The organism is Bacillus sp. LK2 (assembly GCF_001043575.1).
GTDB lineage: Bacteria > Bacillota > Bacilli > Bacillales > Bacillaceae_G > Bacillus_A > Bacillus_A paramycoides.
Genome location: NZ_LDUK01000006.1, coordinates 117,818 through 132,369 on the forward strand (window position 1 = coordinate 117,818; position 14,552 = coordinate 132,369).

Annotated in this window: 16 protein-coding genes and 1 pseudogene; 7 read left to right on the forward strand and 10 right to left on the reverse strand. The window is 35.7% G+C overall.

Features of this window, described 5'->3' with window-relative positions:
• Positions 1 to 10: 10 nt before the first annotated feature.
• The 3 genes from hutU to hutP form a co-directional block, all read right to left on the reverse strand.
• Positions 11 to 1,669, reverse strand: coding sequence for a urocanate hydratase (hutU, locus tag VK90_RS06705; RefSeq protein WP_048371441.1), 1,659 nt, complete (start codon positions 1,667 to 1,669; stop codon positions 11 to 13).
• A 23-nt stretch (positions 1,670 to 1,692) separates the two neighbouring features.
• A complete protein-coding gene (gene hutH / locus VK90_RS06710) occupies positions 1,693 to 3,210 on the reverse strand; it encodes a histidine ammonia-lyase (protein ID WP_048371443.1) in 1,518 nt (505 codons plus the stop codon).
• Positions 3,211 to 3,313: 103 nt separating this feature from the next.
• On the reverse strand, positions 3,314 to 3,754 hold the full coding sequence (gene hutP, locus VK90_RS06715) for a hut operon transcriptional regulator HutP (RefSeq protein ID WP_000926516.1): 441 nt from the start codon (positions 3,752 to 3,754) through the stop codon (positions 3,314 to 3,316).
• A gap of 196 nt (positions 3,755 to 3,950) precedes the next feature.
• Here hutP and VK90_RS06720 point away from each other — a divergent pair, with 196 nt between their 5' ends.
• Entirely contained in the window at positions 3,951 to 4,898 is a 948-nt protein-coding gene (locus VK90_RS06720) for a class I SAM-dependent methyltransferase (protein ID WP_048371445.1), read from the forward strand.
• 13 nt (positions 4,899 to 4,911) lie between these two features.
• Here the strand turns inward: VK90_RS06720 and VK90_RS06725 are convergent, their stop codons facing one another.
• A complete protein-coding gene (locus tag VK90_RS06725) occupies positions 4,912 to 5,484 on the reverse strand; it encodes a DJ-1/PfpI family protein (protein ID WP_048371447.1) in 573 nt (190 codons plus the stop codon).
• Entirely contained in the window at positions 5,481 to 6,068 is a 588-nt protein-coding gene (locus tag VK90_RS06730) for an AAA family ATPase (RefSeq protein WP_048371449.1), read from the reverse strand. Before VK90_RS06730 ends, VK90_RS06725 begins: the two co-directional genes overlap by 4 nt.
• Positions 6,069 to 6,318: 250 nt before the next feature.
• Between VK90_RS06730 and VK90_RS06735 the strand changes: the two genes are divergently transcribed.
• A complete protein-coding gene (locus VK90_RS06735) occupies positions 6,319 to 6,615 on the forward strand; it encodes a hypothetical protein (RefSeq protein ID WP_002172930.1) in 297 nt (98 codons plus the stop codon).
• Between the two features lie 108 nt (positions 6,616 to 6,723).
• Positions 6,724 to 7,155, forward strand: coding sequence for a DUF2621 domain-containing protein (locus VK90_RS06740; protein WP_002172931.1), 432 nt, complete (start codon positions 6,724 to 6,726; stop codon positions 7,153 to 7,155).
• Between the two features lie 71 nt (positions 7,156 to 7,226).
• Here VK90_RS06740 and VK90_RS06745 read toward each other — a convergent pair whose 3' ends face one another.
• Together VK90_RS06745 and ccdA are read right to left on the reverse strand one after the other, a co-directional pair.
• Positions 7,227 to 7,733 (reverse strand): CcdC family protein, encoded by a 507-nt coding sequence (locus VK90_RS06745; RefSeq protein ID WP_002172932.1) that lies wholly within the window; start codon positions 7,731 to 7,733, stop codon positions 7,227 to 7,229.
• A gap of 91 nt (positions 7,734 to 7,824) precedes the next feature.
• On the reverse strand, positions 7,825 to 8,532 hold the full coding sequence (ccdA, locus tag VK90_RS06750) for a cytochrome c-type biogenesis protein CcdA (RefSeq protein WP_002172933.1): 708 nt from the start codon (positions 8,530 to 8,532) through the stop codon (positions 7,825 to 7,827).
• A gap of 490 nt (positions 8,533 to 9,022) precedes the next feature.
• On the opposite strand from ccdA, the gene VK90_RS06755 reads away from it, so the two are divergent.
• Together VK90_RS06755 and VK90_RS06760 are read left to right on the forward strand one after the other, a co-directional pair.
• Positions 9,023 to 9,931: an EamA family transporter gene (locus VK90_RS06755; protein ID WP_048371452.1), complete on the forward strand. Its 909-nt coding sequence runs from the start codon at positions 9,023 to 9,025 to the stop codon at positions 9,929 to 9,931.
• A 92-nt stretch (positions 9,932 to 10,023) separates the two neighbouring features.
• Complete coding sequence (locus VK90_RS06760; protein ID WP_048371454.1) at positions 10,024 to 11,184, forward strand: M20 peptidase aminoacylase family protein; 1,161 nt, start codon at positions 10,024 to 10,026, stop codon at positions 11,182 to 11,184.
• Between the two features lie 23 nt (positions 11,185 to 11,207).
• Here the strand turns inward: VK90_RS06760 and VK90_RS06765 are convergent.
• The 3 genes and pseudogenes from VK90_RS06765 to alsR all read right to left on the reverse strand — a co-directional run.
• Positions 11,208 to 11,600 (reverse strand): annotated as a pseudogene (locus VK90_RS06765) (ABC transporter permease); the annotation flags it as partial.
• A gap of 9 nt (positions 11,601 to 11,609) precedes the next feature.
• Positions 11,610 to 12,185 carry an FtsX-like permease family protein gene (locus tag VK90_RS06770; RefSeq protein WP_048371456.1) on the reverse strand — a complete coding sequence of 192 codons (576 nt, stop codon included), beginning with the start codon at positions 12,183 to 12,185 and terminating at the stop codon, positions 11,610 to 11,612.
• 262 nt (positions 12,186 to 12,447) lie between these two features.
• Positions 12,448 to 13,356, reverse strand: coding sequence for an acetoin biosynthesis transcriptional regulator AlsR (gene alsR / locus VK90_RS06775; protein ID WP_048371459.1), 909 nt, complete (start codon positions 13,354 to 13,356; stop codon positions 12,448 to 12,450).
• 152 nt (positions 13,357 to 13,508) lie between these two features.
• Here alsR and VK90_RS06780 point away from each other — a divergent pair, with 152 nt between their 5' ends.
• Both VK90_RS06780 and VK90_RS06785 read left to right on the forward strand, forming a co-directional pair.
• A complete protein-coding gene (locus VK90_RS06780) occupies positions 13,509 to 13,874 on the forward strand; it encodes a CidA/LrgA family holin-like protein (RefSeq protein ID WP_000872360.1) in 366 nt (121 codons plus the stop codon).
• The gene (locus VK90_RS06785) at positions 13,871 to 14,548 is read left to right on the forward strand and encodes an LrgB family protein (RefSeq protein ID WP_048371462.1); all 678 of its coding nucleotides are present in this window, start codon (positions 13,871 to 13,873) and stop codon (positions 14,546 to 14,548) included. Before VK90_RS06780 ends, VK90_RS06785 begins: the two co-directional genes overlap by 4 nt.
• The last annotated feature ends 4 nt before the right edge of the window (positions 14,549 to 14,552 follow it).

Genomic DNA, 14,552 nt, shown 5'->3' on the forward strand with positions numbered 1-14,552 from the left:
TTCTTCCCCCTTATTTCATCATTGGAATGTTAACGCCTTTTTCTTTCGCTGTTTCAACAGCTAAGCCATATCCTGCATCAACGTGACGAACAACACCCATACCAGGGTCAGAAGTCAATACGCGTTCAATACGTTTTGCTGCTGCTTCAGTTCCATCTGCAACAATAACCATTCCAGCATGAAGTGAATAACCCATACCAACACCACCACCGTGGTGAACAGATACCCAGCTCGCACCGTTTACACTGTTAATTAATGCATTTAAAATTGGCCAGTCTGCTACTGCATCACTACCGTCTTTCATCGCTTCTGTTTCACGGTTTGGAGATGCTACAGATCCGCAATCTAAATGGTCACGACCGATAACGATCGGTGCCGATAATTCACCATTTGCCACCATTTCATTAATGATGCGGCCAAATTTTGCACGCTCTCCGTAACCAAGCCAACAAATACGTGATGGAAGACCTTGGAACTCAACTTGCTGACGAGCCATACGAATCCAATTACATAAATGCTCATTATCCGCGAACTCGCGTAAAATAACTTCGTCTGTTTTATAAATATCTTCTGGGTCACCAGAAAGAGCTACCCAGCGGAATGGTCCTTTTCCTTCACAGAATAACGGACGGATAAATGCTGGAACGAATCCTGGGAAATCGAAAGCATTTTTTAATCCTTCATCGAAAGCAACTTGGCGAATGTTATTTCCATAATCAAATGTAATCGCGCCCTTCTCTTGCATTGCAAGCATTGCTTCCACATGTTTTTTCATACTTTCTTTTGATAATTGTACGTAACGTTCTGGATCTTCTTCACGAAGTTTCGCTGCTTCTTCTAATGTGTAACCTACTGGAATATAACCGTTTAATGGATCATGAGCAGATGTTTGATCCGTAACTAAATCTGGCGTAATATTGCGCTTCACTAGTTCTGGTAAAATCTCTGCTGCATTTCCTAACAATCCAATTGAAATTGGTTCTTTCTTCTCTTTATACTCGTTCGCAACAGTTAATGCCTCTTCTAAAGATTCTGTATACATATCACAATATCTCTTTTCGATACGACGATCGATGCTGCGCTTATCAACATCAATAGCAATTACAACACCGCCGTTCATCGTTACAGCAAGAGGTTGTGCACCACCCATACCACCTAAACCAGCAGTAAGTGTTAATGTACCTTTTAATGAACCATCGAAATGTTGACGTGCAGCTTCCCCAAATGTTTCATATGTTCCTTGTAAAATCCCTTGTGTTCCAATGTAAATCCAGCTACCTGCTGTCATTTGTCCGTACATCATAAGGCCTTTTTTCTCTAGTTCACGGAAGTGATCCCAGTTCGCCCACTTCGGTACTAAATTTGAGTTCGCTAAAAGAACGCGAGGCGCATCTTCATGTGATTTGAAAATTGCAACTGGTTTTCCTGATTGAACAAGTAACGTTTCATCACTTTCTAACGTTTTTAATGAATCTACAATTGCATTGTAGCTTTCCCAGTTACGAGCTGCACGGCCAATTCCGCCATATACAACTAATTCTTCTGGTTTTTCAGCTACTTCAGGGTCTAAATTGTTCATTAACATTCGAAGTGCAGCTTCTTGAACCCATCCTTTCGTTTGTAACTCAGTACCTCTTTGCGCACGAATTGTTTGTTTTACTTTTTCCATTTCAATCTCTCCCTTTTCTCATTTTATATTGCTGCGTTTACATCTAATCTTTCTTTTATTGAATAGTTCGCTTTTAACCAATGCGCGATATTTTCAATATCCGTTGAGAATATGCGGTCATTTGTAATAGAAGGCACTTGCTGACGGCCTTGATGATAGAACGCTTTCGTCACTGTACTCATGTTTTCAGTACCACGATACTCTGCTGCTTGCATCGCACAAATCATCTCAATTGAAAGAACACGTCTTACATTTTGAATAATTTGATGCGCATGACGTGAAGCGATTGTTCCCATACTTACGTGATCTTCTTGGTTAGCTGACGATGGAATTGAATCTACACTCGCCGGATGTGCTAACGTTTTATTTTCAGAAACGAGCGAAGCCGCTGCATATTGCATAATCATTGCACCAGATTGAAGTCCTGGTTCTGGACTTAAAAATGGTGGTAAGTCATTTAATTGCGGATTTACTAGGCGCTCAATTCGGCGCTCTGAAATATTTGCAAGTTCTGCCATTCCTACTTTTAAGAAATCCATCGCAAATGCAATCGGTTGTCCGTGGAAGTTACCACCTGAAATTACTTTTTCCCCACCATCAAAAATAAGTGGATTATCTGTCGCTGCATTCATTTCGATTTCTAATTTTTCTTTCACATAATTTAAAACTTGCCAAGAAGCACCGTGCACTTGCGGGATACAGCGAAGTGAATATGCATCTTGCACACGAAGTTCTCCTTGTTTTGTCACAAGTTTACTATCATGAAGAACGTCACGAATTCTACTTGCTACTTCCACTTGCTCTTTATACCCACGTGCTTTATGAACATTTTCATCAAATGCATCAATAATGCCGCGTAATCCCTCAATTGTCATAGAAGCAATTAATTCAGCTTGATAAGCCGTTGCTTCTGCTTCTATATAAGAAAGAACTCCTTGCGCTGTCATCGCTTGCGTACCATTGATTAACGCAAGACCTTCTTTCGCTTCTAATTCAATAGGTTCAAGCCCCTCTTCTGTAAGAGCAACCATCGCATGAACTCGTTTTCCCTTGTAGAACACTTCACCTTCACCTAATAAAACGAGAGCAAGATGAGATAAAGGTGCTAAATCACCGCTCGCTCCTAGTGACCCTTGTTGCGGAACGACTGGATGAATTTTGCGATTTACAAACTCAAGAAGCATATTTACAACAAGTGGTCTAACGCCAGATACTCCTTTTAACATCGTATTAGCTCGTAAAATTAACATACCGCGTGATACTTCTTCTGGGAATGGATCACCTATCCCGCACGCATGTGATTGAATTAAATTGTGCTGAAGTGCCTTTACATCATCTTTTTGAATAAGCACATCACTAAACTTTCCAAATCCAGTTGTAATACCGTAAACAACTTTTCCATCTTCTACAATTTTCTCAACTACTTCGCGGCACTCCGCTACCTTTTGCATACTATTTGGGCAAGCTGTTACACCTTCACCTTCAAGTAACAACCTCTCCATTTCTTCAACTGTCAATGTGTGTCCTGTTAACGTAATCATCATTTTTCCTCCTTAAAAAAAGCAAAAGGGGACCTTACCTTTTTAAGACAGACTTCTGTCCTAAAAAGCAAGGCCCCCTTCTAACTAATAGACTATGGGCAAATCATATGTGATTAATTCCTAAACCAATCGCCTCATGCTCAGATCCTTTTACAGGTGCACCAATCGTTCCATATAATGCAACAGCAACCCATTCGCCTTCTTTTTTACCGTCGTATGGTGTACCGCGCACTATCGCAAAGCGAAGTCCTACTGTACGAAGAACGTCTGCTAACTGAATTTGACCTCTCGTCACTCCGTACAAAGCTTCCATTATTGCATGATAAAGTGCATGTGTTTCTCTGTAAACGTCTGTTTCAATAACTTGGTTGCTCTTAGCCGCTGTTTCCATTGCTGCTACAACTTTTTGCGAATTCATCGAACCCACTTTCCCCGTACAATATTTCCAACCTTTTGGAATAGATAATACAGGGCTTTCATTCTCATCCGCAAGTGCCAACAGCATGGCCATCCGACCAATTCGATGTGTTCCTTGAAGAAGCATGTGACTCTCTCATTTCTTTTGAATTATTTGAATATTACTTAATTTAAGAATATATGAAAACGTTTAAATCGTCAATAGTTTAAATGATGATTCAAATAATTTTTTAATTTTCTCCAATTTGTGTACACAAATTATTTACACAAATTTTTCAAGCGTGCTATAGTCGCACTAACAGATGCAAAGGAGCGAGATTTCAGTGGCGAAGCGAAAAGATATTCATTTTCGAATTGAAGAAAAATTACTTGAAAGATTTGAAGCAGCACTCCATTACGAAGGTTTAAATAAAACAGACGTATTAACACATGCAATCCAGCAATTTTGCACGAAGGTGGAATATGAAAAAATGAATGATGTAAAACGCCAATACAACGTAAGCAACCATTTACAAACACGTATCGATACGCATAAACATTTTGAAAAGAAACGAGTGAATGTAGATGAAGTCGTCATTGAACATTTACAGCTCCAAGGGAAAGAAAAAATATTAGAGGTCGGGTGCGCTAACGGAAAATTTCTTTCCCTTTTGCAAACGAATGGTCATACAGGACATCTAACCGGTTTTGATCAATCGGAAACTATGCTTTCTGAAGCTGCAATAAAGAATAGCATAATTGAATGGAAACTGGGTGATGCTAGCAAACTTCCTTTCGAAGATAATTGTTATGACTGGATAGTCGCAAGGCATATGTTATATCACATGAAAGATGTCGAAAAAACAATTCAAGGATTCCATAAAGTAATTCGTCCCGGCGGCGGCCTTTTAGCTACAACAAATTCTAAAGTTTCATTACCTCGTATAGATGAAATGTGTAACAAAATGTTAGTTGCATTTGATTTACCAAAAACATCACCATCCGCAGCTCCATTTTGTTTAGAAAATGGTAAAGAGCTATTACAATCTGTTTTTTCAACTGTTGAAGAAACAATTATTCATAATGCACTTATTTTTCATCATGCCACTCCAATCGTAAACTATATTTCTAGCATGTTTCCGTCTCTGAATATACCTGATAATATATACCTTCACGCCGAAATGAAGGACTGGTTGAAAAAAGAAATAGAAAATGAATTAACTCTTCATGACGGTATATGGAGCGATCCGAAAACGTTAGCGATTTATCGATGTAAAAAGGAAAAAAGCTAGCATTTGCTAGCTTTTACACATTTTCCGCTAAAAGTTTCTCCATCATTATATTGCCATTTCCACGATAAAAATTTGTATTATGTTCATTCGCTACCCCAAAATAAGAGGCAATCGCTATTCCAAATGGTACAAATGCATGTCCTTGTGCTGTAATAATATTTGAGTGCTGTACAACTTCTGTATACACAAAATTTTCTACTGGAAAACAATCTAATTTTTGATAATCTATCGTTACTGTATAAGAGATTTCTTTAAATAACCCTGCTTTTGCTAACGCATACGGTCCAGCGCAAATTGCTGCCACTAATTTTTCTTGTTCATGAAATTGACGAATAACTGAAAAGAGCAGTTCTGCATCTTTCAAATGTACTTCGTCTCCTCCTGGAATAAGAATCCCCTCAAACTCTTCCACACACACTTCATTTAATTCTATATGCGGCTGTAATTGTAAGCCTGTTTCACTTATAATCATTTCTTTCGTTAAACCCGCTGTAATAATCTCATAATTATTTTTCAGTAATGCCGTTGCTACCGTAATTTCAAACTCCGCAAATGTTGGGTATACGAATAAAAGTATTTTTTTCATATTCCTTTCTCCCTTAACCATTCCATAAAATATGCTTCTAATTCGTTCACTGATAATGTATTCGTGTCCACATAAGTTACAGGAAATTTTTTATACCATTCTTTTTCGGTTTCTACTAATTTAAATTGTTCCCCAAATGTACTTCGATTTCTTGTTATATCATTCTTTTTTCTATCATATACATTCTCTTTTGAAACATCTAAATAAAAAATTGCATCCGAACGACATTCTCTTAATTTATACAATTCATCTTTTAATTCGGTTTCTATATCCCATTCTTCTCCTATAATCGTCGAATAAAATAGTGTATAAAATTCAATGTCTTCCGGCCCACGATCAAAAATCATGACCGAACCTTTCACATTTTGAAATTCCTTTATTTTTGCTTCAATAAACATTTTTTGATTTGTAATAAACCCTTCTTTTGAGTTCATATCTAAATTCAATTCTTTTCGTTTTTCTACAATTGGATATGGATTTTCATATATAACCGAAAGCCCATATTTCTCTAACCTTTTAGCCAATGTTGTTTTTCCACTTGCCATCGGTCCTTGAAGTGAAATTACATAAGTCATACCTCTCATTCCTTTTCCCTCATAGTAAACTAATTTTATAATATATAGAATTTTGAAAACTATCAACAAAATACTTATCATCTTGTTTCCTATTCCCATCTGACTTATAATGAAAAATAGAAATGATTATGAACGCATTTATATGTAAGCTTGGATTTCCAAGCTTACATTATTTTTTGCTTCCACTTTTCTTATAAAAAGAGTATACTAACATAGAACGTATGTTCTTAACAATTACATACAGTAAGGAGATAGAACAATGGTATACGACACAAAAGCAATTTCTTGGAATGAATCTTTAAAGCAACTTCAACGCCAATATACAAACAAACAAGTTGACCGAAAAGAATTTGAAGATGTTGAACTGATGGAATTCTTCCGCGATAACGACTACATTTCTTTACCTACACATATAAGCGGCTTATCAACAACACGTTTTACTTCTTACTCTATTTTCACAACTGAAGATAAAGATCGTAAAGTTGGCACACTTATTATTGAATACGTTGAAGACGATAATAATAATTTATGTGTTGAACAACTATACTTCGTTTAAACTATAACGCTTGGTCAAACTGACCAAGCGTTCTTGCTTTCTATGAATCTCACTGCTTATAATATAAATAATAGAAAACTACTGCTTTCATTAAAGGAGGGCATGCAATTGCTTGAAGGTTGGTTTAGTTGGTTTATAGTCGTTTGGACTGTTGTATTATTAGGACTTATGTCTATTGGTGGATATTTTATGTTCAGAAAATTCCTAAAACGTTTACCGAAAGAAGACGGTATGTCCATTTTAGATTGGGAAGAGCACTATATTAATAAAACTAGACATTTATGGGATGACAAACAAAAACAATTATTAGAGGAACTAGTGAGTCCCGTTCCTGAACTATTTCGTGATGTTGCTAAATCAAAAATTGCTGGTAAAATTGGCGAACTTGCATTACAAGAAAATGCACCTAGAATTACACAAGATTTAATTATTAAAGGATATATCGTTGCCACACCAAAGCGTGACCATAAATTTTTAGTTAAAAAACTGCAAGAAAAAAAGATTGATTATTCTAACTATAAATCTTTACTCGCAAAGTAACTTCACATTATTTTCGATAAAAAAGACAGCGCCTTTGACGCTGTCTTTTTTATTTTATACATATACAGTTTTCAAGTTAGCTTCATATCTTTTTCATTATAAAAATCATCTTCTTTTTCCATTTCCTTCTGCAATTTCGTAAAGGAACGATACATCGCAATTCTCCACGAAACAATCATTGCGAACGCTAGTAAGAAGAACATGCCGCTAAGTTGTCCTAAATCAAGAGATTGGCTTAAATATGTTTTAAACACGATACGCACTACAAGTAATCCAATTAAAATAAATACAAATGCTTTTGAACGCTTCAAATAAATCTCTTGTCCGCGTATTTCAAACTTAGATGTTTTAATAAGAAAAATAGAGAAAAACAGACCGACACCAATCGCTTCTAACATTTCGGCTGGAGTTAATCGAAATTCAGGAAAAACATACATCAATGCTCCCGTACTCATAAAAAACGGTGGGAGTATAATTTTTTTCAATGTTGCAGGTTTCTTAGCTGCTTTTAAACGAATAAACATCGCACCAACGGCCATACAAACAGCAACGATACTTGATAAAACGACTATGTTCATATTTTCTCATCCTTTTTTTGTGGCTATACGCAAAATATAATTTCATTATATGCTTTTCCGTTAGTATTTCCAACATTTTCACGGAATAATACTAGAAACCGGTAAAACCACCAAATAAACTTGAGAAATATACGATAATTTTCGTCATCCAGTTAAAGTACAGGAAGACCCCCATGACAATCATAATGTATCCTCCGACTTTCATGAATGTCATGCTATTTCTTTTAATCCAAGACATTTTCGTAATAAAGAATGAAAGCAGGAAAAATGGGATAGCAAATCCAAGTATGTAAGCGATCATGTAAACCATTGCTGATTCTGGATTTGTTGCAGCTAATCCAATTACAGACACTAATATGGGCCCTGTACAAGGTGTCCATCCTGCAGCAAATGCTAATCCAATTAGAACTGAACCAAAATAACCACTCGGACGGTTTTTAAAAGTAAATTTACGATCTTGCATTAAAAATTTCGGCTTAAACACACCGACAATAATAAGACCGAACACGATGATAAATATACCACCTAACTGTCTAATTAAATCTTTATAATCCGTAAAGATTCCTCCGATAAAACTTGTACCAAATCCAATTGCAATAAATATAATTGAAAACCCAAGTAAGAAAAACGCTGTATGTATCATACTTCTTTTGCGAAGCATTGCATTTTCTTCTTTCAATTCAGAAACCGACATACCTGTTATGTATGATAAAAATGCCGGATAAAGCGGTAAGCAACATGGGGAAATAAATGATAAGAACCCAGCGCCAAACGCTAAAAAAATACTAATATCTTGCATTATTCCACTCCTCTCCTCCTCAATATTGTAGCAAAAACAAATAAAAATGCTATGGACAATTCATGAACTAACTTTTCCAACATGACAATGAGTAAAACTACCCTTTCACACACTTTCTAATAAAACGTTTTCATTTCCTTCTATTATATAGAAAAATCTCAATCGAATTTTGAAACTCTTTCTAATTGTTACTAACATAACAAAGGTTCCATAGTTTCTCAAATCATTAGCACATTGCGATTGATTACACACATATTGACATAAAAAACATTTTTTTAAAATGCTGTCTTTATACAATACAAAGCTGATTTTACAATACTTCCATTATTATTAATTTCAAGATTATGCATAAATATCATACTTTTATTATTATTCTATAAAATGTCACACTTTTCTTTTATTTGACCCTACATTTTTAATTTTGTATACTTCCCTCTAGTTATATTTGTCCGTTACGGAATAGTTTCATATAGATGGGGAGGAATTTTTCATGCTTCGTTATTCTCTTTTAGTTTTATTAGGAGCGTGTAGTTATGGGGTTTTAGCTATTTTTGTTAAACTTGCATATGCAGAAGGATTTTCACTTGGAGAGGTAATTGGTAGCCAGTATTTGTTCGGTTGGATTATTTTACTTGCTATTACACTTCTACTTTCTAGGCATCGTGTTCCACTTAAACAAATGTTAATTTTATTCGTCGCAGGAACGTCTGCAAGTTTTACTGGTATTTTTTATTACGCTTCCTTAAAAACTGTACCAGCTTCTATTGCAATTATACTTCTATTCCAGTTCGTTTGGGTTGGGATTATCATTGAGGCAGTCGCAACGAAAACATTGCCTTCAAAAGAAAAAGTAATTTCGGTTATTTTCTTACTTGCAGGTACATTTTTATCAAGCGGTTTATTAGAAAACTCAGTAGGTGATTTCGATACGACTGGAATCATTTTAGGCTTACTATCTGCTATTACATTTGCAACATACATTTTCGTAAGTGGTAAAGTTGCTGTTGAAGTACCTTCATTACCACGTGGTGTTCTTTTAATGGCTGGTGCTTTAACTTTAGTTATGATCGTATTCCCGCCAACATTTCTTTTTAGCGGGGCAATTTCTCAAGGCCTTTGGAAATACGGCTTAGGATTAGGAACATTTAGTATCGTTATTCCGTCCATTGCCTTTACAATCGGCATTCCAAAAATCGGCTCTGGTCTAGCGACTATTCTTGGTGCAGCCGAACTACCTGTTACAACAATTATGTCTGTATTCGTTTTAAAAGAAGCTGTGCTTTCTTCACAATGGTTCGGTGTATCACTTATTTTAATCGGTATCGCAATCCCGCAAATTGCATATGCAATGCGTGGACGTTATAGAAAACAGCATACTCATAAAAAAGTTGCCGCATAAACGAGAGAGGATTTTCATTTGAGAATCCTCTCTTTTATTATTGTGTTATATAATGAATACAAATATTTCATTTAAGAAAGAGGGTATAATAAGTGGCATCCATTCCAAATCAATTAACAGAAAAACTTATTTCTATTCGTCGACATTTACACGAATACCCAGAACTATCGTACGAAGAATTTGAAACGACAAAAGCGATAAAAAATTGGTTAGAAGAAGCTAATATTACTATTATTGATTCCAATTTAGAAACAGGAATTATCGCTGAAATTTCTGGTAATAAAAGCGGGCCTGTTGTGGCGCTTCGTGCAGATATTGATGCCCTCCCGATTCAGGAAGAAACAGACCTTCCATACACTTCAAAAATACACGGCAAAATGCATGCTTGCGGGCATGATTTTCATACAGCTGCTATGTTGGGTGCAGCTTACTTATTAAAAGAAAAAGAAGCATCCCTTAACGGAACTGTTCGCTTTATATTTCAAGCTGCTGAAGAAAGCGGAAACGGAGCATGTAAAGTTGTTGAAGCTGGACATTTAAAGAATGTACAAGCCATTTTTGGAATGCATAATAAACCTGATTTACCAGTAGGTACAATCGGTATTAAAGACGGTCCACTAATGGCCGGAGTCGATCGATTTGAAATTGAAATCCACGGCGTCGGAACACATGCAGCTGTACCTGATGCTGGCGTCGATCCTATCGTTGCATCATCTCAAATCGTTATGGCTTTGCAAACAATTGTAAGCCGCAATATTAGTTCTTCTCATAACGCTGTCGTAAGTGTAACAAACATTCATTCAGGGAATACGTGGAACGTTATTCCTGAAAAAGCTACATTAGAAGGAACTGTTCGTACATTCCAAACTGAAACACGCGAAAAGATTCCGGCATTAATGGAACGTATTATTAAAGGCGTTTCTGATGCACTAGGTGTAAAAACAGAATTCAGATTTTATCCAGGCCCTCCTGCTGTTCAAAACGATAAAGTACTCACTGATTTTTCTATTCAGATTGCAGAGAAAATGAATCTAAATGTTATCTCTCCGAACCCATCCATGGCAGGAGAAGATTTTTCTTTTTACCAACAAGAAGCACCAGGTTCATTCGTCTTTATGGGCACAAGTGGTACACACGAATGGCATCATCCTGCTTTTACAGTAGATGAAAAAGCATTGCCTATTAGCGCAGAGTATTTCGCCTTATTAGCCGAAGAAGCTATTCATCAATTATTACAAACAAAAAGCCGTTAAGTTCTCTCCTTAACGGCTTTTTCTTATGCTGTTAAATCTCGTTTTAAAAATACAGTATAGGAAATTCCTAAAAATACAAAAAGGTATAGTAATAACATACAAGAAGCGAATGGGAATGTTACCCCATTAATAAAGCTTCCACTCTTCAAAATTCCATATAAATCTGTATTCGCTGGCAATAAATATTTCACCCATTCATATCTCGCCGCTGGAATTAGTACTATTCCTCCTGATAAAGCCAGAAATAAAGAAATACCGATTGCGCCTCCACTTGATCTCGTTAAAACGGAAAGCATAAAGGCAAATGCCGCATACACAAGAGTTGGTAACCAAGATAAAATGTAATATTTACTTGCTTCCACGAAAATGTTTTGTTTTATAATATTTCCATCTTGAACGATAAATGAAGAAAAAGCCATGATTTCTCATGCCTTTCTCCTCGTTTCGTGTGACTTTTCACCCTTTAGCCTTTGTGTAAATCTACAACATTGCCACATTGATATTATAATGACGATTATCATAACAACTGCTGTTACCACTATCGCATACATCGTAATCGGAGCATTTGTTACTCCTTGGATTCCTACTGCTTTCATAAAAATAATAGTAAATAATTTCAAAAATAACATGCCATGAATTAATCCAAAAACAAAGGCTCCTCCATAAGTTAATAATTGCTCCTGACATAATAAACAAAACATTTCTTTTCTCGTCATATTCACCACTTCATACGATTTAAACTCCTCTCTTCTTACCTGTAAAAGAGAGGTTGTCATTTTATAAGTAATGAAAGTACACACAAAAACTACAAATAAAAATAAAACATAAAACCAATTCACAAATATAGGTGTATATCCTGCTTTACTTACTACAACTTCATTGAATCGGAATGATATCATAAAAAAACAAATCATTGTATTCATAGCGATCCACATAAATTGTTTTAACCTTTTGGTAGCAAATGTTTGTATATTTTTTTTCGCCAACCGAAATAAAGACATAAATTTCTTCCCCTACCTTACTTCATAACATACGTACTCTATACTACTAGTGTATAAAAATATGACATTTTAAACATCGCACTACAATCGGAATCTTTACTAAGCCTTTAGTCCTAGAAACTAAGCATGTTTATCCCTTTAGCATTGGACTTAAAAAAGAAACAAAAAGCGGAAATGCACTTTAGTTACATTTCCGCTTTTTGTTTAACGAGGTGAATCTTTATATAACTTAATTATCATGAATGCCTTGTAACTTCATCAACTACTCAACCTTCGCATCTTCCACTTCAATCCTTTTTTTCTCTCTTGCAATTTTTAAGAACTCTAACAGCTCTGGATTACTATTCATTTTTTTGTAAGCTACCGACATTTCTGCTACAAAATTAGAGTCGCATAGTTCCTTATATACCACTTCTGTTTTATACAACTTATTTGCTGATACAGGTATTACCGTAATACCAATACCTGCCGCTACAAGACCCATAACAGTTTGATACTCCGTTGCTTCTTGAACAATGTGCGGACTAAAGCCTACATCGCGGCAAAGCGATAAAATTGTATCGTATAAAGCTGGCCATACCGGTCTCGTAATAAAAACGAACGGTTCATCTCTTAAATCTTCGATATGTATTTCATCCTTGTCAGCAAGCGGATGTGCCTTCGGTAAACATAACGTACACGAAAGTTTTTGAATTGGTTCTAACTCAAGTAATTGCGTCGAGATTGGCGGACGTAAAAATCCAATATCAATTCGATTATCATGAAGTGCATGCACTTGATCCGGTGTTGACAATTCATGTAAAGCCACAGACACTCTCGGAAATTTCTTTCTATACTCTCTGACGATTGACGGTAAAATATCATATATCGCCGCACCTACAAATCCAATTGAAAGTGATCCAACTTCTCCCCTTTGAGCACTTTGTGCAACTTCTACTGCTTTTTCAATTTGTTCAAACGCTTTTTTTACTTCTTTTAAAAACATTTCTCCTGCTTCTGTTAATTCAACCTTTCTCTTCGTTCTTGAAAATAACATAACTCCCATTTCTTTTTCTAATTGCTGAATTTGTTGACTAAGCGGTGGTTGTGTCATTTGTAAACGAGCAGCTGCTCGTCCAAAGTGTAACTCTTCTGCCACTACAACAAAATATTGCAAATGCCGTAATTCCATTTCGGACACCCTTTTCACTTTCAATTAATACATCTAATATATTAATAACATACAATTTATATATTAGACAAACTTTTTGAATGAACGTATAGTAGAAATTGTTAATTCTTTATTACAATTTTTATGTAAAAAAAGAAAGAGGTGGTTACTGTATGAAATGGTGGAAGTTAAGCGGACAAATATTATTATTATTTTGTTTCGCTTGGACAGGTGAATGGATTGCAAAACAGGCACACCTCCCAGTTCCAGGAAGTATAATCGGTATTTTCCTATTATTAATCTCATTAAAATTTAACATAGTGAAAAAAGAATGGATTCAAGACGGTGCAGACTTTTTATTAAAAGAACTTATTTTATTTTTCATCCCTTCTGCAGTCGCTGTCATTCGTTACAAAGATACGTTATCACAATATGGAATCGATCTCATTTTAATTATCGTGATTAGTACACTTTGTGTCACTCTCGTAACAGGACTTTTAACTGAATTGCTATTAAAGCGGAAAGGATCAACGCAATGATCGGCTTTCTTTGTTTACTATTAACACTATTCACATATTGGATATCTAAAAAAATGTATCAACGCTGGAATTGGAGCTTACTTTCCCCACTTCTTGTATGCCCAATCATTTTAATTTCTTTATTACTCGGATTAGATACACCATACGAAACCTACGAATCGGGTGGTCATTGGCTAACTGAATTATTAAAACCTGCAACAGTTGCTTTCGCATGGCCAATTTATAAATACTTTGATCTATTAAAAAAACATGGAACTGCTATTTTAATTAATGTCATTGTCGGTTCTTTTCTATCAGTTATTACTTCAGCACTACTAGCTAATTTTTTTCAAATTGATTCATCAATAGAACAGAGTTTAGCACCACATATTGTAACGACACCTATTGCAATGGCTATTTCCGAAATGATTGGTGGCATGTCACAATTAACAGCAGTTTTTGTCGTATTAACTGCCTTAACTGGTGCATTACTCGGCCCTTCTCTCATACGAATATGCCGCATTAAAACAGCGCTCGCTAAAGGTATAATGCTAGGTACTAGTGCAAATGGAACCGGAACATCAAAAGCATTTGAAATCGGTCCTGTAGAAGGTACAATTGCAAGTTTATCAATGCTTTTAACAGCCGGCGCTAGCTTAGTTATCGTTCCACTTTTTTTATCTTGGTTACACTAAAAAA